Raw genomic sequence first — 18,276 nt, 5'->3', positions numbered from 1 at the left:
ATTCAATCGTTACCGACAGTCCCCCGAAGAGGGGACAGTTTTTGGTAGCGGGCTCCCACGCGCACAATTCATACTTAAACCAAGAGGTTCAGTTCACGTACAGGGGAACGAGCTGAACTCTCGGGGTCAGGCTTTTACCTGATTGGGGAAAGAATCGGTGGTCCTTCGGGGCCACCGATTCTTATTTAACTAGAACTTCAACCAGAGATCTGGCGCGGTAACACCTGATCGGGTTGCCATTAGCGTCACGCGCCACTGTTCGCCCTGAGGGGCACGCAAAGTGATGCGCCCAGCCTCAACCGAATCAATTGCTTTAGCAGCCTCCAGCAAGATTGCATCGCGCTCTGAGGTGTTGGCATCATCGAGCCCACCCTCATCGAGGAGAATAACCTCAATACCGCGGCCACGGGCTGCCAGAACAGCTTCTTTGATCGCCGGGTTGATTAGGCCTCGACCACGGATCTCATCGCGAAGTGCGGCCTCAAGCAGCTCAGAGCGCTGCTTTAGATCAGGAGTAAAGTCACCGGGAGTTTGAGAAATCTCGCGAAGCTGCGGAACCGACTGAACTAAGGCCTCGGCAATACGACGCTTGTGTTCCTCGCGAGACGCCGTTACGAACGCCGTGTTTGCCAGAGTCTTACGCAGCTTGGCACGGTAATCCTCGGCAGCTGATTGAGTGCCGCGAATACCCTTTGACATCAGAGCACCGACCACAAAGAAAATAACCGCACCAACCACACCGGTGCCCATGATGGCACCAGCGCCACCCCAGATAATTACCTGAGCCGACACCACAATGACCATGAGCAGGGCAAAAGTGATTCGATCTCTAAAGGCGGTAGCCGCTGAAAGGCTGGCAATTGCGCCCACAAACCAGGTTGAATAGTCGCCAACCTGAGCAGGATTGATGCCAGGCAAGAGCAGCGCAGGGATAACCACTGCAATACCAAGGTTGAAGACAGCCAGCCAACGAGGCAGCTTTAGAAGCTCAAACATGGTCAGCGTTGGAACCACCCCGGCCAGGTATAGGGCCACCGCGATAAGCAGTTGAATCGGCGTGCTGGAATCTGAGTATCCGACCAATGCCAGCACCGCAGGGTAGACGCAAAACATCATGGCAACGACAGAGACTGCCCACCTAGGTACCGGAATCATGCGTTGTTCCATTCCAAAATAATTGCTGAACCGCGGCCAGGGGCCGAGTCAATTTTTACTGTTCCACCGACCGACTCAACACGATTGATGATCGAGAGCCTCAAACCCAATCGGTTTTTTGGTACGCGCGAAGGCCTGAACCCCTTGCCGTCATCTTTGATCACAATCTTGATGCCGTTTGCGCCGCCCTTCATGCGGACCACGCACTCTGCACCGGGCCCAGCATGCTGCTTAGAGTTTGTGATGGCCTGAATCGTGGCCTCACTCAGCGCAGCGGCAACCCGATTGGGGATTTGCAGGTCGCTGGCACCGGTCTCACGAATCGTGACATCCGGGTAGTCATTTTTGACCGTCTCAAGAAAGGCGCCAAAAAGGCTAAATGATGTGATGTCAGTCTTTGCCGAGTCACGAGTAAAAGCGTCGTCTTCAAGCGCTTGGATAGCGGCATCGGCAAGCGCCTTTGCTTCGGCGGTACGCTGCGGATCGTTAGCCTTGGCTGTTATCAAAAGAGTGGTCAAAACTTTGTCGTGGACCAATGAGTCCACGCGGGAGCGCTCCTGCTCAATTGCATCGATTCGGGCACGCTCGGCCTCGGCCTCGGCCGCAGCTTGCGCTGCCTCATCGGTTTTCTCAGCCTGGTCAATTAGCAGCAGGAGGAGCAGTGAGAAGGATGAGCTGAAGAGAGCTGTGTACATGCTGTCTTTGAAAGCACCGAACGCCTCAGCGCTACCGCCCGCCGGCGAGATGTGAACGAAGAACCAAACCACCGGAATACCGATTAGGTATGAGAGCCCCCAGACCAGCGGCAGTGAAACCGCTGCGGCAATACCCGCAGTACCAATGACCCACCAAACCCATGGGTGGTATCCCTCAGGCAAAATACTTGGGTCTGGCACCTGAAACTGCCAGGTAAAAACCAGAAGCACAGAAACGATGGTGTACCCGCGCTGCGAATAAGCCGGGCGCTCGGTGAACCAAGCGCCGAAAATAATCCAGGCCAGCGAGGCCATGTGCAAGAACAAGAATGCGGTAGCGAGCGGAGCATTTAGCAGTGGCAACTGGGCAAAGCCGTACAGATAAATCTCGGCACTCGAGATCACCAGGCCGATAGAAAGGACTCGGGCAATCAGTTTGACAATTCGGTTGACCGCAAAACTCTTGGTTGGTCGGCTACGAAATATGTACATGTTTACTGCGGCCCCTCTTCAAGAATTCCGTCTTCAATAGCACGCAGCAGCAGGTCGGTTTTGGTCGAAGTTGGCCTGCCCACTGATGAGTACTTTGCTCGAACTCGGTCGATCAATTCTTTGGCAGTGCTCTGGGCAATGTTCATCTCGGCCGCAGCCTGCTTCAATGCAAACCCTGATGCGTATAGCGTCAGAACCTCGCGCTCGCGCGGCGAAAGGTTGGCCTGCTCTTTGAAAACCACGTCGGCATCGATAACCGCAGAGGTCTCGGTGTTGTTTACCACCACTCCAAGAGCAACTAGGCGAATCGCCTTAACCAGATCATCCATGGATTGCGACTTGCGGACCAGAGCCGCAGCGCCGGCCTTGAGAGCAGAGGCCACCTGAGCGCGCTTATCGGCGATGCTAAAAATCAGCACCTGGCTGCCGGCCTGAAGAATGGCCTTGACGTTGTCGGTGATGATTGAACCGTCGGCCAGCGAAAGGTCAAGCACCACGACATCGCAGGCGTGCTCTGAGTTGAGAGCCAACAAGCCGGCCACTGTGTCCGAGGCGCCGCAAAACTTAAGCCCGTACTCTTCACACACACCGCGGAAAGCAAACCGAATGGCATCGTGGTCATCAACGATGCCAACACAGATTTCGCGGTTGGTGGCGACTAGGCTCGCGTCTTGCATGTTTAGCTCTTTCTCACCAGGCTGGCAACACACTCAACGTGGTGGGTGTGCGGAAACAAATCGAATGCGCGCAATTGCTTGAGCTCGTAATCTCCGGCAAGGAACTGCTTGAGGTCTCTGGCCAGCGCGATTGGATCGCACGCCACATAAACGATGTGTTTTGGAGCAATCTTCATCAACTGATCAACCACCTTGGCACCGGCCCCGGCGCGCGGTGGGTCAAGAACGATGGTTGAGTTTCGCGGGCTAGCGGTTTTTCCGCCCTTGTCTAGGTTGCCGACCTTCTCGTTCAAGAAGCGCTCAACCGGAGCGCAGACCGCTTTGACCTTAGGCAGATCAGAGAGGTTCAGTGTTGCGTCATCGGTGGCCTGACGGAATGACTCAACTGAAGTCATTCGCAGGTCCTTGCCGACACGACCGGCAAGTGCGCTGGTGAACAAGCCAACACCGCCGTATAGATCAAGGTTGTCAGCTTCTTTATCGATGCCAACGGCCTGAACCATGTCGTTCACACAGGTGGCCAGTAGGTCGGCTGCCTTCTTGTGTACCTGCCAGAAACCGCCGCCGCTAATGCGGAAGGTGCGGCCAGCTGCACGCTCAACCAAGCGTTCGTCGCCCTTGACCTTGTTGTCGATTCTCCACTGGACCTGGCCGGTGCTCGATGCCGAAACTTCAATCTTTCGGACATCCTGAAAGTTCTTGTTGTGCATTTCGGTTTCGCGAATTTCTTCAACCGCCAACGGCAGGTCGCGAACTTTTACTACCTCATGGCTGCGCTCACGATAAGGGCCAACTGTGCCTGCTTCGTCAACGTGCAGCTGCACGCGGGTGCGGTATCCGAGGCCGTTTGCCTCATCGTCACCAGGCGCCGCCTCAACAACCGGGCGCAATTCGATGCCGGCCATACGCTGAAGGGCTTCTTCAATAACGTCGGCTTTCAACTCACGCTGACGAGCCAAATTGATGTGGCCAAATTCGGCACCGCCGGCTCCACCAGGTCCAGCCTGCTTCCAGAAATGCGTTACGCGGTCTGGTGAGGCAACCAAAATCTCAGTTGGTTCAGCACGGCAAAAAGAGCCTCCGCGGTCTTCGTAGACCACAGCCTTTACCTTCTCGCCAGGCAGCGCGTGCGATACAAAAACCACTCGCCCATCGTGACGGGCAACAAAGATGCCGCCGTGGGCAACCTTTTCAATGGTTAGTTCAAGATTCTGGCCGACCCAGTTTGTAGTTTTACTCACCCTATAAGTGTGCCAGAGTATCGGTGTGACTCGTTTAGTTCTTGCATCAACCTCTCCTGCCCGCCTCAGCCTGCTTAGATCGGGCGGTATTGAACCAACCACGATTGCCCCGGGCGTCGATGAAGACCTGGTTGCAGATCGCGCGGCGTCGATGGGCCTAATTGAAAACACCGCCGACATGGTGCACATTCTGGCTAAGGCAAAAGCAGAAGCTGTCATTGACCACCCGGATTCCCGAAATGCCGTGATTATCGGTTGTGATTCATCGCTGGAATTTGACGGTGAAGCTCTAGGTAAACCGCACGAACCAGAGGTAGCGCGAGCGCGTTGGATGGCCATGCGGGGGCGTTCCGGAGTTTTGTACTCAGGCCACTGGGTAATCGACAATCGAGACCCGCGCCCTGGGGTGCTGCCCCCGGCAACCGGAAAAGTTTCAAAATCCATCGTGCATTTTGCCGACATTTCAGACCGTGAAATTGACGCATATGTGGCCACTGGCGAACCACTAAAAGTTGCCGGCGCATTCACCATCGATGGTCTCGGTGGGGCATTTTTGAAGTCAATCGAGGGCGATGCACACACCGTCATCGGTCTATCACTGCCGACGCTGCGCGAGCTGGTCTTAAGCCTAGGGATCGAATACACCAGCCTCTGGCACTTGTCACAGTAGTTTTGTGATTTTTTTGTGATTCACTGCCAATAATTTGGGCATTATTGCCAATAGGCTTGGGGATTATGACTTCATCGACTCAGAAGAAAATCACCAAGGTCCTGATCGCTAACCGCGGCGAGATTGCTGTGCGCATTGCGCGTGCGGCTAAGGATGCCGGCATTCTGTCGGTTGCTGTCTACGCAGACCAAGACCGCGATGCCATGCACGTGAAGCTTGCCGATGAGGCCTATGCCCTGCACGGCACCACTGGCCCTGAGACCTACCTGGTGATTGAGAAGATTCTGGCAATTGCCAAGAAGTCCGGTGCCGATGCGGTTCACCCTGGTTACGGATTCCTTGCCGAGAACGCTGCATTTGCGCAGGCCGTTATCGATGCTGGGATTATTTGGATTGGACCATCACCTCGTGCGATTGAGCAACTTGGTGACAAGGTTTCAGCCCGCCACGTTGCTGAAAAAGCCGGTGCCCCGCTGGCACCGGGAACCCTTGACCCAGTATCGGGCGCCGAAGAAGTTCTTGAATTTGTTGCCCAGCACGGCCTACCGGTTGCCATCAAAGCGGCATTCGGTGGCGGGGGCCGAGGCATCAAGGTTGCTTATAAGACCGAGGAAGTTGCTGAGCTATTTGAGTCGGCCACCCGAGAGGCAATTGCAGCCTTTGGCCGCGGCGAGTGCTTTGTTGAGAAGTACCTCGAGAAGCCACGCCACGTTGAAACTCAGTGCTTGGCTGACGCCTACGGAAATGTGGTTGTGGTCTCTACCCGCGACTGCTCACTACAGCGCCGCCACCAGAAGCTGGTCGAAGAGGCTCCGGCGCCATTCTTGACCGAAGAGCAGAACCGCCGACTTTACGAATCATCAAAGGCAATCTTGAAAGAGGTTGGCTACCAGGGCGCCGGTACCTGTGAGTTCTTGGTCGCTCAGGACGGCACCATCTCATTCCTCGAGGTCAACACCCGCCTTCAGGTTGAGCACCCGGTTTCAGAAGAGGTAACCGGCCTTGACCTAGTGCGCGAGCAGTTCCGCCTGGCCGAGGGTGGCGTGCTTGACTACGCCGACCCAGTGGTCAAGGGACACTCATTCGAGTTCCGCATCAACGGTGAAGACGCCGGCCGCAACTTTATGCCGGCACCTGGCCCAGTCCATGTCTTCAAGGCGCCTTCTGGCCCTGGTGTGCGCGTTGACACCGGCGTTGGTGCCGGTGACGAGATCTCAGGTTCATTCGACTCGATGGTGGCAAAGCTAATCGTGACCGGCGCAACTCGCAAAGAGGCCCTAGCGCGCTCACGCCGCGCACTTGCCGAGATGGAAGTCGCTGGTCTTCCGACCGTGCTTCCGTTCCACCGCAAGATTGTGAATGACCCAGCCTTTATCGGTGACGAGCAGGCAAACAAATTTGGAATCTACACCCGCTGGATTGAGACCGAGTGGGTAAACGACATTCCTGCTTGGACTGGCGTGGCTGAACCTACCGGTGAAATTGCAGAACGTAACAACGTTGTGGTTGAGGTTGACGGCAAGCGCATCGAGGTTTCACTGCCGAAGCGCCTGCTAGCTGCCGGTGCCGGAGTTGCTGGACCGGCAATCGCCGGAGCTGCACCAAAGCGCAAGAGCCACGGATCAGCCAGTGCGGGTAGCGGTGGCGCTTCGGGCAATGCCCTCAAGGCGCCGATGCAGTCAACCGTAGTCAAGATTGCTGTTGCAGTCGGAGACACCGTAAACGAAGGTGACCTAGTTGTCGTGCTTGAAGCCATGAAGATGGAACAGCCGATGAACGCGCACAAAACCGGCGTCATCAAGTCAATCTCTGCTGTGGTTGGCACGACTGTTCCGGCCGGAACCGTGCTGCTGGAGTTCGAAGACTAATTTCTTAAAGAAAAAGAGGGGTCCCGCGTCTGTGGGGCCCCTCTTTTGCTTAGCTAAATTTTTACCTACACGTTTGGCATGTGCAGGGCACGAGCGGCATCGCTGATTGAACCTGACAGTGATGGATACACGGTAAAGGTTCGTGCCAGTTCATCTACGGTCAAGCGGTTCTCGATTGCCACCGCAATTGAGTAGATAAGGTCTGATGCTCGAGGGGCAATTACCACGCCACCGATGACGGTTCCACCGGTCGAACAGATCAGCTTGATAAAGCCGTCCTCAATGCCCTGCATCTTGGCCCGTGGGTTTGAGTTGAGTTGAATCTTCTCGACGAAACCAGATACTTTGCCCTCGCGAAGCTCCTGCTCGCTCCAGCCAACCGAGGCAATCTCAGGAGCGGTGAAAACGTTTGAGGCTACATTGCGCAGCTCGGTTGGGGCAGAGACGTCACCCATGGTGTGGAACACTGCGGTTCGACCCTGCATGGCACTGACCGAAGCTAGTGGTAAGAAAGTGGTGCAGTCGCCGACTGCATAAACGTTGGCACGTGAGGTGCGGGCAACCTTGTTTACTTCAACGTGACCCGATGGAGTCAGCACAACTCCGGCTTCTTCGAGACCAAGCCCCTGAGTGTTTGGAATCGAACCAACAGCCATCAAGCAATGGCTGCCCTTGATTACCTTGCCGTCAGCAAGGGTTACCTCTACCCCGCTGCCGGTGTTCACGACTTTGTCGGCACGGGTGTTGTTGAAAATGTTGATGCCGTTGCGGCGGAATACGTGCTCGAGTAGGTCGGCTGCATCATCATCTTTGCCAGGCAAAACTTTATCGCGGCTTGAAATCAAAGTGACCTCAGAGCCTAGAGCGTTGTAGGCAGAGGCAAACTCAGCACCGGTTACACCCGAACCAACCACAATCATGTGCTCTGGCAATTCGGTCAGGTTGTAAAGCTGAGTCCAAGTAAAAATGCGGTCGCCGTCTGGCTTGGCGTCTGGCAACTGTCTTGGGTGGGCGCCAACGGCAACAATGATGGTCTTGGCCTCAAGACGCTCCGGTTTGTTGTCTTCGATGGCGTCGACAATTACGTGGTGGTTTCCATCCAAGCGAGCGGACCCGCGGATCACACGGACACCGGCCTGAAGCAGGGTCTCGAGCATGTCTGAGGATTGGTTTTCGGCAAGGTCTAGTAGGCGCTGGTTGACGATGGCAAGGTCAATCTCGAGCTTTGGCTTGATTACCTGACCGGCAAAAGAAAACTTAACCCCCAAGGTGGTGGCGTGAGCCACACGCTGGGCTGCTTCAGCAGTGGCGATGAGGGTTTTAGAAGGCACGACGTCAGTAAGAACCGCTGCTCCACCAACACCATTGCGCTCAATCAGAGTTACCTCTGCGCCGAGTTGCACACCGGCTAGGGCTGCTTCGTAGCCGCCAGGCCCTCCACCGATGATGACAATATGGTGTTTCTTTTTTTCGACAGTACTCACCCTTCAATTCTGCCACCGTAAACTCGAAGGATGAACAACCCACTAGATGATTCAGCGACGAATCCGTTTGACATTGCTGCCCAGGCAGCCGAGACCATTGCTCAGCTCACCGGAGTTGCCCAGCACGACATTGCACTCACCCTCGGATCAGGCTGGGCCAAGGCTGCAGACCTAATCGGTGAGACCGTAGCCACAATTGACGCCACCCAGGTAATCGGTTTCTCGGCACCAGCCGTCCAGGGCCACGTTGCTACTTTGCGTTCAATCAAACTGCCGAGCGGTAAGCACGCGCTGGTTCTTGGTGCTCGCACCCACTACTACGAAGGTCACGGTGTTCGCCGCGTTGCCCACGGCACCCGCACAGCGGCTGCCGCCGGAGTCAAGACCATGATTTTGACCAACGGAGCCGGAGGCATCAAAGAAACCTGGAAGCCTGGCACCCCGGTGCTGATCAGCGACCACATCAACCTCACTGCCACCAGCCCGCTAGAGGGCGCAAAGTTTGTTGACCTGACTGATCTCTACTCAAAGCGACTCAGAGATGTGGCCCGCACCGTAGACGCAACGCTCGACGAAGGCGTTTACTGCCAGTTCCGCGGACCACACTACGAGACCCCAGCCGAAGTTCAAATGGCCAAGGCGATCGGTGGTCACATCGTGGGCATGTCGACCACGCTCGAGGCAATTGCGGCACGCGAAGCCGGCATGGAAATTCTGGGACTATCCCTAATCACCAACCTGGCTGCCGGAATCCAAAAAGAACCGCTAAGCCACGCCGAAGTTTTGCAGGCGGGCAAAGACGCAGAGGTTCGCATCAGCGCCCTCCTTGCCGAAATTATTGCCAAACTCTAGTCATGACTGAGCAACTGATTGCCGCGGCGCAGGCTTGGGCCGACCAAGACCCTGATAGTGAGACTCGCACTGAGCTGATTGGGCTGATTCAGGCCCGGAACATCGATGCTTTGCAGTCCCGAATGGGATCTCGCCTGGAGTTCGGCACCGCCGGCCTACGCGGTGAACTTGGCGCCGGACCAAACCGAATGAACCGAGTTTTGGTAGCCCAGGCCGCAGCCGGTATTCGCGACTACGTGCTGGAGCAGTTTCCGCAGGGTGCATCGGTGGTAATTGGTTTTGATGGCCGAATTAACAGCGATATTTTTGCTCGAGATTCAGCCGAAATTTTTGCCGCGGCCGGCATTGAGACCAGCCTCTTTGACTCTGTCGTACCCACCCCAGTTTTGGCATTTGCCGGAAAGCACCTTGGGACATCGGCCGCGATTATGGTGACTGCGTCTCACAATCCACCTAGAGACAACGGATACAAGGTTTATCTCGGCGGCGCCAATGGTGGTTCGCAGATAACCTCTCCGGCAGACAAAGAAATCAGTTTAAAGATTCACGCCGTGGCCGCAGGGCAAACTTTCGACGAGATTCCAAAATCTGACAACTACCGAATCATCGGCGATGAGATTCGCGACCTGTACATCGACAGAACCAGAAACCTTACTGGGCCGATTGCCAACGGCAATGACGTGAAGATTGTCTACACAGCCATGCACGGCGTTGGCTGGCACGTAGTTGAGAAGCTATTTGCCAAGGCCGGTTTGGCCCGACCTGCGACGGTCGACGCACAGCTGCTACCCGATGGATTGTTTCCTACCGTGGCGTTTCCGAACCCAGAAGAACCGGGCGCGATGGATCTGAGTTTTGCCCTAGCACGCAGCGTTGAAGCTGACCTGATTTTGGCTAACGACCCAGATGCTGACCGTTTGGCAATTGGAATTCCGGATGCCAACGCAGCCGAAGGATGGCGCAGGCTAACTGGCGATGAACTGGGTCTGTTGCTTGGTCACGAAGTAGCCAAGCGTGCCGTGGATTCTGGAATTTCTGGCAACCTCGCCTGCTCGATTGTTTCAAGCAGCGCCCTCGCTAAGGTTGCTGATAAGTTCAAGCTGGGTTACCGCGAAACCCTGACCGGCTTCAAGTGGATCTCAAAAGTGCCAAACCTAATCTTTGGTTTCGAAGAGGCCCTGGGTTACTGCATCGACCCAACCAGCACCCCTGATAAAGACGGAATCTCAGCTGCGCTCATGGTTGCAGCGATTGCCGCTGATCTTGCCAACGAGGGCCAAACCATTGCAGATCGCCTCGATGAAATGGGTAGGCTCTACGGCCACTTTGCAACCGGGCAGATTTCAATCCGAGTTGATGACCTTTCGGTGATTGCCAACCTGATGAGCAAACTGCGCAACGACCCGCCAAAAAACATCGATGGCGTTTCGACATCATTCACCGACTTGAAACTTGGCTCGCCAGAGTTGGGACCGACTGACGGTCTGCGATTTGATCTTGCTGACGGACGCAGAGTGATTGTGCGCCCATCGGGCACCGAACCAAAACTCAAGTGCTACCTTCAGGCCACCGGTTCATCCAAGCTCGAAGCGCAAACCGCATTGGCTGCTTTGAATACTGCGATGAAGGCTTTGCTCGTTTAGAGAAGCGAGTCGGAAAGCTTTGTGGTGATTTCCTCAAGGTCAAAGAAGTGATCGATTGTGATTACCTCTGAAGGCAACCCCTTGAGCGACTCAGCCAAGTCTGCGGTGGTCAAAATAATTTGAGCATCACGAGATTCGCGAGCAGTTTTTACATCGGTGGCCTCAACCGTTGCCTCAACACCGATGGTGCGCAGAACCTTCTCGGCGTTCATCTTCAGCAAGACTGAAGTGCCGATACCCATTCCACAAACCGCAATAATCTTCATGCTTCAATTGTCGCAGACGGTGCTAAAACAAACTACGGAGATGTTCGGCATCCACCGCATTTAACAGAGAATTCACATACTCGGCATCTGAAAGGGCAATTGCCAGCTCCTGCATTACATCCAGGTGTCCGTCGTGGTCAACCGCGCACAGCCCGATCACCAATCGCACCGGATCATTGGCGGCATTTCCAAATGGGATTGCTTCGGCAAGAACTACCAGGCTCAACCCGGTTTCGATCACGGCGTCGGATGGCTTGGAGTGCGCGAGAGCAATGCCCGGAGCAATAACGATGTAGGGTCCGTGGGTTTCAACCACCTCGACCATTTCAAGCGTGTACTGTGGGGTCACCCGTCCGCTGGCTACCAGCAGGTCGCCGGCCAGCGTGATTGCGTGGTCACGATCCAACGCGATGGCCCCAACCTGAACAGCATGCTCACCGAAGGCCGCTGCCAGGTTAGGAAACCGCATGTTTAGCGCCCAGCTGCCGCCGCGTAAGCCTCTTGGATAACCTCGATTAGCTCTTCACGGTCGTGGATTGGCTGGAATGAGTGTTCAGCCGCGGTGGTCATGAATACCTCTAGGTCTTCAATTCCGTAGCCAAAGGTGTCGACCAAAAGCTCTAGTTCGCGAGTCAGTGTGGTGCCACTCATTAGGCGGTTATCGGTGCTGACGGTCACGGCAAAACCAAGGTCGTAGAACACGTCAAACGGGTGGTCACTCATTTTGTCACCCAGCATGCTGATGGCACCGGTCTGCAGGTTTGATGAAGGGCAAATTTCAAGGGCAATGCCGCGGTCGTTTACCCACTCGGCCACTGGGCCAAGCTCAACAACATCGGTGTCATCTTCAGTGCGGCTGAACATGATGTCTTCAATCAGGCGCACGCCGTGGCCTAGGCGCAAAGCACGGCCGCTGACGATTGCGTCGCGGATGCTTTCAACACCGTCTGCCTCACCCGCGTGAACGGTAACTGGGAAGAGCTCGCCAGCCAGGTAGTCAAAGGCGGCCTTGTGCTTGCTTGGCAAGAATCCCTTTTCAGCTCCGGCGATGTCGAAGCCGACCACACCACCATCACGGTGACGAACTGCTAGCTCGGCGATTTCAAGCGCGCGATCTGCGTGACGCATTGCGGTGATTAGCTGGCCGGTTCGAATGTAGCCGCCCTGCTTTTCGATGATTGCAGCGCCTTCTTCGAGGCCATCCTGTACCGCCTCAACGGCTTCATCCAGGGTCAGACCTCGGGTCAGGTGCTGCTCAGGTGCCCAACGAACCTCACCGTAAATCACACCATCGTTAGCCAGGTCAACCACAAACTCACGGGCCACACGGGTTAGGTGCTCGCGGGTCTGCATTACCGCGGTGGTGATGTCAAAAGTCTTTAGGTACTCAACCAGTGAGCCCGAGTCAGCTGACTTCTCGAACCACGCACGCAGTTCTTCGGCGGTGTTTGCCGGAAGTTCCAGACCGATCTCTGCAGCCATTTCAATGATGCTCTGTGGGCACAGACCGCCATCTAGGTGATCGTGAAGTGAAATCTTCGGCAGTGACTGAATATCGAATTTCGCCATTTTTATTCTCTTTCTTGGCGTTAGCCGTTGATTTTTTCAAGCACGATTTTGCGTGGTGCAGCAGAAGCCTCAATCTTAAACGAACCGTCTAGCGCTTCGAGCGCACGTTCAAAACGTTCAGGTTCATCGGTGTGAAGAGTCATCAGCGGAGCACCGGCCTCAACGCGCTGGCCCTGCTGGGCGTGAAGCGTGATGCCGGCGCCAAACTGCACTGCGTCTTCTTTGCGGGCGCGCCCGGCGCCGAGGCGCCAAGAGGCAGTGCCAACCTGCAGTGCATCTAGCTGGCTTAGGTAACCAGATTCTGGTGCGGTAATCACATGGTGTTCTTTCGCCTCTGGCAGCGCAGCATCTGGGTCGCCGCCCTGGGCAGAAATCATCTGGCGCCACTTGTCCATGGCACGGCCATCTTTTAGCGCTGCTTCAACATCGATGTCTGGCTTGCCGGCCAGACGCAACATCTCACGAGCAAGCTCAACGGTGATTTCAACCACATCAGCCGGGCCACCACCGGCAAGAACTTCTAGTGATTCCTTAACTTCGAGGGCATTACCGATTTCGAGCCCCAAAGGAGTCGACATGTCGGTGAGCAGAGCCGAGGTGTTGACTCCAGCATCCTGACCAAGCTGAACCATCACTGTGGCCAGCTCGCGAGCGCGGTCGATGTCTTTCATGAAGGCACCCGAACCAACTTTGACATCCAGTACTAGCGAGCCGGTGCCCTCGGCAATCTTCTTAGACATGATTGACGATGCAATCAGTGGGATTGCCTCGACCGTTCCGGTCACATCGCGAAGCGAGTAGAGCTTGCGGTCAGCAGGGGCCAGGCCAGAACCCGCTGCACAGATGACGGCTCCGACCTCAGCCAGCTGACGGTGAAATTCTTCATTAGAGATTTGCGCACGCCAACCAGGAATGGACTCCAGTTTGTCTAGGGTTCCACCCGTGTGGCCCAGACCTCGACCCGATAGCTGTGGAACAGCCACGCCAAAAACCGCAACCAAAGGGGCTAGCGGCAAGGTAATTTTGTCGCCGACACCGCCCGTCGAGTGTTTGTCTGAGGTTGGCACTTTGAGGTCTGCGTAGTTCAAACGCTCCCCCGAGGCAATCATGGCCAGGGTAAGGTCTTTGATTTCGCGGCGATTCATGCCGTTGAGCAAAATGGCCATCGCCATGGCCGACATCTGCTCGTCAGCCACAACTCCGGTGGTGTAATTTGCGATCAACCAGTTGATTTGCTCGGTCGAGAGTTCACCCTTATCGCGCTTTGCAACGATTAGTTCTGGCGCTGAAAATTCAGACATTATTTTCTTTCTTCAAGATCGCGAGGCCCAAATGCATCTGGGATTACCTCGTCGATGGTTTTAAAACCAGATACGGTTTCAAGAATCATGCCCTTGGCTGAGTGTTCAAAAAGCAGTTGGCGGCAACGCCCGCAAGGCATCAGGATGTTTCCGTGCCCGTCGACACAGGTGAAGGCCACCAGCTTGGCCGGCCCCTCGCCTTCGGCAGCGCCCATTGCCAAGGCGCTCACTAAAGAACACTCGGCGCAAAGGGTTAATCCGTATGAAGCGTTCTCAACGTTGCACCCAGAAACCACTCGCCCGTCTTCAGTTAGCGCCGCAGCACCAACCGGAAACTTTGAGTAGGGAACATAGGCCTTTTGCATTGCCGAGTTGGCGGCAGCCCGGAGGGCATCCCAGTTAATTTCAGACACAGTGGGCCCTAACTCTTTATGTAGGCTTTGCCGGTTGCAGCCGGGCCGGTAACCTTACCAACCAAACCTGCCACTGCAACTACCGTCAATGCGTAAGGCAGCATCAGCAAGAACTGGCTAGGTACGTCTGAACCAATGATGCTGAGCACCGACTGGAGGTTTTGTGCAAAACCAAACATCAGTGCGGCCAGGGTTGCATAGATCGGGTTCCAGCGGCCAAAAATCAGCGCAGCCAAGGCAATGTAACCGGCACCCGCAGTCATTTCTTTACTGAACGAGCCAACGGCACCGAGGGTAAAGAACGCGCCACCGATACCTGCCAGTGCACCACCGAGCATTACGCTCATGTAGCGAGTGCGGTAAACCTTGATACCAACGGTGTCGGCAGCCTTCGGGTACTCGCCAACCGCACGAACGCGCAGACCCCAGCGGGTCTTGAACAGCGCCACGTAAACCACGGCAACGGCAATGTACATGAGGTACACGATTAGGGTCTGTGAGAACAGCAGCGGTCCAAGAATTGGAATCTGGGACAGTAGCGGGATGTCGATCTGGTCGAAACGCTCAGGCTGGTTTAGGGCCACTAGGTCGCGAGTCATGACCGTTGAGTACAAGAAGCTGGTCAAACCAATTACCAAGACGTTGACAACCACACCAACGATGATTTGGTCAACCACGTACTTGATTGCAAAGACGGCAAGGATTCCGGCAATCAGCGAACCAGCAATCGCAGCTGCGATGAGGCCCGCGGTGAGGCTGTGGGTGATCGAGGTGACCATTGCCGAGGCAAAAGCACCCGCCAATAGCTGGCCTTCAATCGCGATGTTGATGACACCAACGCGCTCAGAGAGCACACCGGCAAGTGAACCGAAAATAAGCGGAACAGCTAGCGCCAACGAACCCTGCAGAGTGGTGGTAACCGGGAACATTTCACCCACGAAAATCAGCACTAGCAACTGCTGAACAAACGCGAAAGCAAATAGGCCGGTGACCCACAGCGGGGTCTTTTTGCGCTTTAGTGCCAAGTACCACGAAGCAGCAGTAGCCAAACCGAGCAGGCTGAAAATTAGCCACCCGGCACCGGCCACAGGAATTTCGAAGTCTGGAACCTCGAAGAGTTCATTGCCGGCGTTGAAACTGAAAAGAGTGGTTCCGGCCGGAGCTGTTGCCGCTAGCCACAAGCTCAGAACAACAAAGATGGAGAAAGCAATCGGTGTCTTAATTGAGCGCTTCATTATGCAGCCACCTGCTTCTTTTCTGCCTGCTTTTTGGCTAGGTCAGGTACTCGGAACATAAATCGCACCAATGGCGGCGCTGCAATAAAGAGGACCACCAGTGACTGCACGATAAGCACGATGTCAATTGGCACCTTTTGGTTTGCCTGCATGATTACCGCACCGGCACGAAGCGCTCCGAAAAGAACACCAGCAGCCAAAACACCTAGCGGTTTTGATCGACCAAGCAGCGCGACGGTAATGGCGTCAAAACCAAAGCTGGCTGCCACGCTTGGGGTTAGGTACTTCTCAGCACCCAATACCTGGGCAGTTCCGGCCAGTCCGGCCAGCGCACCCGAGACTGCCATGACCAATACGTAGGTAACACCGATGTTGATGCCGGCAGTTTTGGCCGCATTCGGGTTGTGACCCAAGGCACGGAACTGGAAACCAATTGAAGAGCGGTTTAGCAACCACCACACGGTTGCAACCATGGCCAACATGACAAAGAACGCCGCGTTGATGCGGTAATCGTCTCCCATGAATCTCCAGTACTTAGCCGAGGCCGCGATTTCAGGAGAGATTGGGTTGGTTGCGTTTGGGGCCTGGAACAGCGGAGTGGTGAGAATCCAGAACAGCAAAAGGCTGGCGATGTAGTTCATCATGATGGTCACGATGACCTCGTTGGCACCGGTGGCAGCCTTCAAGAAACCAACAAATCCACCGAACAGAGCTGAGGCCAAAATACCGGCGATAACAGCAACTGGAAGGTGAATGATGGCTGGCAACTCGAGGCTAAAACCAACCCAAGCAGCACCCATCGCACCAAAGATAATCTGGCCGGTTCCACCGATGTTGAATAGACCTGATCTAAATGCCACGGCCATTCCCAGGCCGGCAAGGGTAATCGGTGTTGCATAGGTAAGGGTCTCGGTCAGTGGCTTAATCATGCCCACGCTGTCCATGGCCTTGTAGTTAAAAATAGATCCGCGGAACAGCGCATCATAGGCACCGAATACTGCGTTCCAAACTGCCGACAAGAAGTCGGTTGGTCGGGCAAACAGGTAGCCAGAAGTCGCCTGGACGTCCTCGTTGGCAAAGGCAATCAAAAGGCCACCGATAAGGAACGATGCCAAGACCGCCAGCACAGTTACCAGTGCACTTGGGTTGAAGATTTGCTTCACAACTTTGTTCATGCGCTGATACCTGCCATCATCTGACCCAAAACTGAACGCGGCGTGGTGGCTGGCACAACGCCCACCACCTTGCCGCGGTACATAACTGCGATGCGGTCACCCAGCTGGGTTGCCTCATCGAGCTCGGTTGCCACAATTAGCACCGGAATTCCGCTGTCGCGAGTTGCCACGATTTGCTCGTGGACAAACTCAATCGAACCAACGTCCAGACCACGAGTCGGCTGCGATGCCACGAGCAAACGGAGCTCACGTGCGAGTTCGCGGGCCAAAACCACCTTCTGCTGGTTTCCACCCGAAAGTTCTGAGGCCTTTGAGTTGATGCTCTGCGCGCGAATGTCGAACTGCTTCAGCTTTTCTTCGGCGAACTGCTTCAGGAAGTTGAGCTGAAGGCTAATGCCCTTGGCAAATGGCTTGCGATCGCTGCGATCAAGCATCAGGTTTTCGGCAATCGTGAAGTCGGCGACGAGACCGTCTTCAGTGCGGTCCTCAGGAACAAATCCAACGCCTAGGTCGAGAACCTGCTTGACGTTTTTGCCAATCAGCTGGTTGCCATCTAGCTCAATCGAGCCGGTGGTGCGGCCGTGCATACCGATGATTGCCTCGGTTAGCTCGGTCTGACCATTGCCTTGAACGCCGGCAATTACCAAGATTTCACCCTCGCGGATTTCTAGGTTCACGTCGTCAAGAACCTTGGTTCCGGCATGATTCCAAGTAGAAAGGCCAGTGATTTTGAATGTGGTCTTGCCTAGCTTTGGTTCACCCTTATCGACATCTAGGTCAACCGCACGACCCACCATCATCGAGGCTAACTCGTTGGCCGAGGCCTTTGGGTCTGCCTCACCAACGACCTTGCCTAGACGAATTACAGTGATTTTGTCGGCAACTTCTTTTACTTCACGAAGTTTGTGAGTGATGAAAACGATTGCCTTGCCTTCGGCGCGCAGCTGCTTCATGATGGCCATCAACTCATCGGTCTCTTGAGGCGTGAGCACCGCTGTTGGCTCATCAAAAACCAAAACCTGAGCGTCACCCATTAGGGCCTTGATGATTTCTACACGCTGCTGAACACCGACCGGAAGGTCTCCGACGATGGCATCTGGGTCTACTTCAAAGCCAAAGCGTTCTGAAATTTCGCGCACCTGCTTGCGCGCTGCCTCGAGGTCTAGCAAGCCACCAAACTTGGTTGGCTCGTGACCGAGAATCACATTTTCGGCGACGGTGAAGACTGGGATCAGCATGAAGTGCTGGTGCACCATTCCAATTCCGGCTGCCATCGCGTCACCCGGACCAGAAAATTTGACGACCTTGTCGTCGATCAAGATGTCTCCGCCATCGGCTTGGTACAAACCGTAAAGGACGTTCATCAGGGTTGATTTACCGGCACCGTTTTCGCCAAGTAGACAGTGAATTTGCCCTGGTTCAGCAACCAGGTTCACATTGTCATTAGCAGTCATGGTGCCAAAGCGTTTGGTAATGCCTCGGAGTTCCAGCTTCATTGCCATTTCCCGTTTCAGTTCTTCGTGTTATCCACGTCAGATTT

The 18,276-nt window shown here is 55.2% G+C and carries 17 protein-coding genes; 4 read left to right on the top strand and 13 right to left on the bottom strand.

What is annotated here, in order from left to right; translation table 11 throughout:
• Positions 1-189: 189 nt before the first annotated feature.
• From FFA38_RS01295 to FFA38_RS01280, 4 genes are read right to left on the bottom strand one after another with little or no spacing between them, the layout of a single operon-like run.
• Positions 190-1,167 carry a hypothetical protein gene (locus FFA38_RS01295; protein ID WP_138315256.1) on the bottom strand — a complete coding sequence of 326 codons (978 nt, stop codon included), beginning with the start codon at positions 1,165-1,167 and terminating at the stop codon, positions 190-192.
• Positions 1,152-2,342, bottom strand: coding sequence for a sensor histidine kinase (locus tag FFA38_RS01290; RefSeq protein WP_138315254.1), 1,191 nt, complete (start codon positions 2,340-2,342; stop codon positions 1,152-1,154). The genes FFA38_RS01295 and FFA38_RS01290 overlap by 16 nt, the downstream gene beginning before the upstream one ends.
• Before the next feature lie 2 nt (positions 2,343-2,344).
• The gene (locus FFA38_RS01285) at positions 2,345-3,019 is read right to left on the bottom strand and encodes a response regulator transcription factor (protein ID WP_138275017.1); all 675 of its coding nucleotides are present in this window, start codon (positions 3,017-3,019) and stop codon (positions 2,345-2,347) included.
• A gap of 2 nt (positions 3,020-3,021) precedes the next feature.
• Positions 3,022-4,260, bottom strand: coding sequence for a class I SAM-dependent RNA methyltransferase (locus tag FFA38_RS01280; RefSeq protein WP_138315252.1), 1,239 nt, complete (start codon positions 4,258-4,260; stop codon positions 3,022-3,024).
• A 25-nt stretch (positions 4,261-4,285) separates the two neighbouring features.
• Between FFA38_RS01280 and FFA38_RS01275 the strand changes: the two genes are divergently transcribed.
• Together FFA38_RS01275 and FFA38_RS01270 are read left to right on the top strand one after the other, a co-directional pair.
• On the top strand, positions 4,286-4,930 hold the full coding sequence (locus tag FFA38_RS01275) for a Maf family protein (RefSeq protein ID WP_138315250.1): 645 nt from the start codon (positions 4,286-4,288) through the stop codon (positions 4,928-4,930).
• Positions 4,931-4,995: 65 nt separating this feature from the next.
• On the top strand, positions 4,996-6,798 hold the full coding sequence (locus tag FFA38_RS01270; RefSeq protein ID WP_138315248.1) for an ATP-binding protein: 1,803 nt from the start codon (positions 4,996-4,998) through the stop codon (positions 6,796-6,798).
• A 65-nt stretch (positions 6,799-6,863) separates the two neighbouring features.
• Here the strand turns inward: FFA38_RS01270 and FFA38_RS01265 are convergent, their stop codons facing one another.
• Complete coding sequence (locus tag FFA38_RS01265) at positions 6,864-8,282, bottom strand: NAD(P)H-quinone dehydrogenase (RefSeq protein WP_138315246.1); 1,419 nt, start codon at positions 8,280-8,282, stop codon at positions 6,864-6,866.
• Between the two features lie 30 nt (positions 8,283-8,312).
• Here FFA38_RS01265 and FFA38_RS01260 point away from each other — a divergent pair, with 30 nt between their 5' ends.
• Together FFA38_RS01260 and FFA38_RS01255 are read left to right on the top strand one after the other, a co-directional pair.
• Positions 8,313-9,134 (top strand): purine-nucleoside phosphorylase, encoded by an 822-nt coding sequence (locus FFA38_RS01260; protein WP_138315243.1) that lies wholly within the window; start codon positions 8,313-8,315, stop codon positions 9,132-9,134.
• 2 nt (positions 9,135-9,136) lie between these two features.
• Positions 9,137-10,777, top strand: a complete 1,641-nt coding sequence (locus FFA38_RS01255; protein WP_138315241.1) for a phospho-sugar mutase — start codon at positions 9,137-9,139, stop codon at positions 10,775-10,777.
• Here FFA38_RS01255 and FFA38_RS01250 read toward each other — a convergent pair.
• Genes FFA38_RS01250 through FFA38_RS01215 form a run of 8 tightly spaced genes read right to left on the bottom strand, consistent with a single transcriptional unit; the run spans position 10,774 to position 18,232 of the window.
• Positions 10,774-11,043, bottom strand: a complete 270-nt coding sequence (locus FFA38_RS01250; protein WP_138275010.1) for a PTS sugar transporter subunit IIB — start codon at positions 11,041-11,043, stop codon at positions 10,774-10,776. The two genes, FFA38_RS01255 and FFA38_RS01250, sit on opposite strands and share 4 nt — an antisense overlap.
• Positions 11,044-11,065: 22 nt before the next feature.
• Positions 11,066-11,512, bottom strand: a complete 447-nt coding sequence (locus FFA38_RS01245) for a PTS sugar transporter subunit IIA (RefSeq protein ID WP_138275009.1) — start codon at positions 11,510-11,512, stop codon at positions 11,066-11,068.
• A gap of 2 nt (positions 11,513-11,514) precedes the next feature.
• A complete protein-coding gene (locus FFA38_RS01240) occupies positions 11,515-12,612 on the bottom strand; it encodes an adenosine deaminase (RefSeq protein WP_138315239.1) in 1,098 nt (365 codons plus the stop codon).
• Positions 12,613-12,632: 20 nt separating this feature from the next.
• A complete protein-coding gene (locus FFA38_RS01235; protein ID WP_138315237.1) occupies positions 12,633-13,913 on the bottom strand; it encodes a thymidine phosphorylase in 1,281 nt (426 codons plus the stop codon).
• Positions 13,913-14,326: a cytidine deaminase gene (locus FFA38_RS01230; protein ID WP_138275006.1), complete on the bottom strand. Its 414-nt coding sequence runs from the start codon at positions 14,324-14,326 to the stop codon at positions 13,913-13,915. Before FFA38_RS01230 ends, FFA38_RS01235 begins: the two co-directional genes overlap by 1 nt.
• Before the next feature lie 8 nt (positions 14,327-14,334).
• Positions 14,335-15,561, bottom strand: a complete 1,227-nt coding sequence (locus tag FFA38_RS01225; protein ID WP_138315235.1) for an ABC transporter permease — start codon at positions 15,559-15,561, stop codon at positions 14,335-14,337.
• Entirely contained in the window at positions 15,561-16,736 is a 1,176-nt protein-coding gene (locus FFA38_RS01220; protein WP_138275004.1) for an ABC transporter permease, read from the bottom strand. The genes FFA38_RS01225 and FFA38_RS01220 overlap by 1 nt, the downstream gene beginning before the upstream one ends.
• Complete coding sequence (locus FFA38_RS01215; RefSeq protein WP_138315979.1) at positions 16,733-18,232, bottom strand: ABC transporter ATP-binding protein; 1,500 nt, start codon at positions 18,230-18,232, stop codon at positions 16,733-16,735. The genes FFA38_RS01220 and FFA38_RS01215 overlap by 4 nt, the downstream gene beginning before the upstream one ends.
• Between the last annotated feature and the right edge of the window lie 44 nt (positions 18,233-18,276).

The sequence above is a fragment of the Rhodoluna limnophila genome (assembly GCF_005845365.1).
Classification (GTDB): Bacteria; Actinomycetota; Actinomycetes; order Actinomycetales; family Microbacteriaceae; genus Rhodoluna; species Rhodoluna limnophila.
This window is presented reverse-complemented; position numbering and strand designations above follow the sequence as displayed.

Coding starts and splice junctions, on each gene's coding strand:
- FFA38_RS01295 (WP_138315256.1), bottom strand. CDS start 1,167: ATGGAACAACGCATGATTCCGGTACCTAGGTGGGCAGTCTCTGTCGTT.
- FFA38_RS01290 (WP_138315254.1), bottom strand. CDS start 2,342: ATGTACATATTTCGTAGCCGACCAACCAAGAGTTTTGCGGTCAACCGA.
- FFA38_RS01285 (WP_138275017.1), bottom strand. CDS start 3,019: ATGCAAGACGCGAGCCTAGTCGCCACCAACCGCGAAATCTGTGTTGGC.
- FFA38_RS01270 (WP_138315248.1), top strand. CDS start 4,996: ATGACTTCATCGACTCAGAAGAAAATCACCAAGGTCCTGATCGCTAAC.
- FFA38_RS01260 (WP_138315243.1), top strand. CDS start 8,313: ATGAACAACCCACTAGATGATTCAGCGACGAATCCGTTTGACATTGCT.
- FFA38_RS01255 (WP_138315241.1), top strand. CDS start 9,137: ATGACTGAGCAACTGATTGCCGCGGCGCAGGCTTGGGCCGACCAAGAC.
- FFA38_RS01250 (WP_138275010.1), bottom strand. CDS start 11,043: ATGAAGATTATTGCGGTTTGTGGAATGGGTATCGGCACTTCAGTCTTG.
- FFA38_RS01245 (WP_138275009.1), bottom strand. CDS start 11,512: ATGCGGTTTCCTAACCTGGCAGCGGCCTTCGGTGAGCATGCTGTTCAG.
- FFA38_RS01240 (WP_138315239.1), bottom strand. CDS start 12,612: ATGGCGAAATTCGATATTCAGTCACTGCCGAAGATTTCACTTCACGAT.
- FFA38_RS01235 (WP_138315237.1), bottom strand. CDS start 13,913: ATGTCTGAATTTTCAGCGCCAGAACTAATCGTTGCAAAGCGCGATAAG.
- FFA38_RS01225 (WP_138315235.1), bottom strand. CDS start 15,561: ATGAAGCGCTCAATTAAGACACCGATTGCTTTCTCCATCTTTGTTGTT.
- FFA38_RS01220 (WP_138275004.1), bottom strand. CDS start 16,736: ATGAACAAAGTTGTGAAGCAAATCTTCAACCCAAGTGCACTGGTAACT.
- FFA38_RS01215 (WP_138315979.1), bottom strand. CDS start 18,232: ATGAAGCTGGAACTCCGAGGCATTACCAAACGCTTTGGCACCATGACT.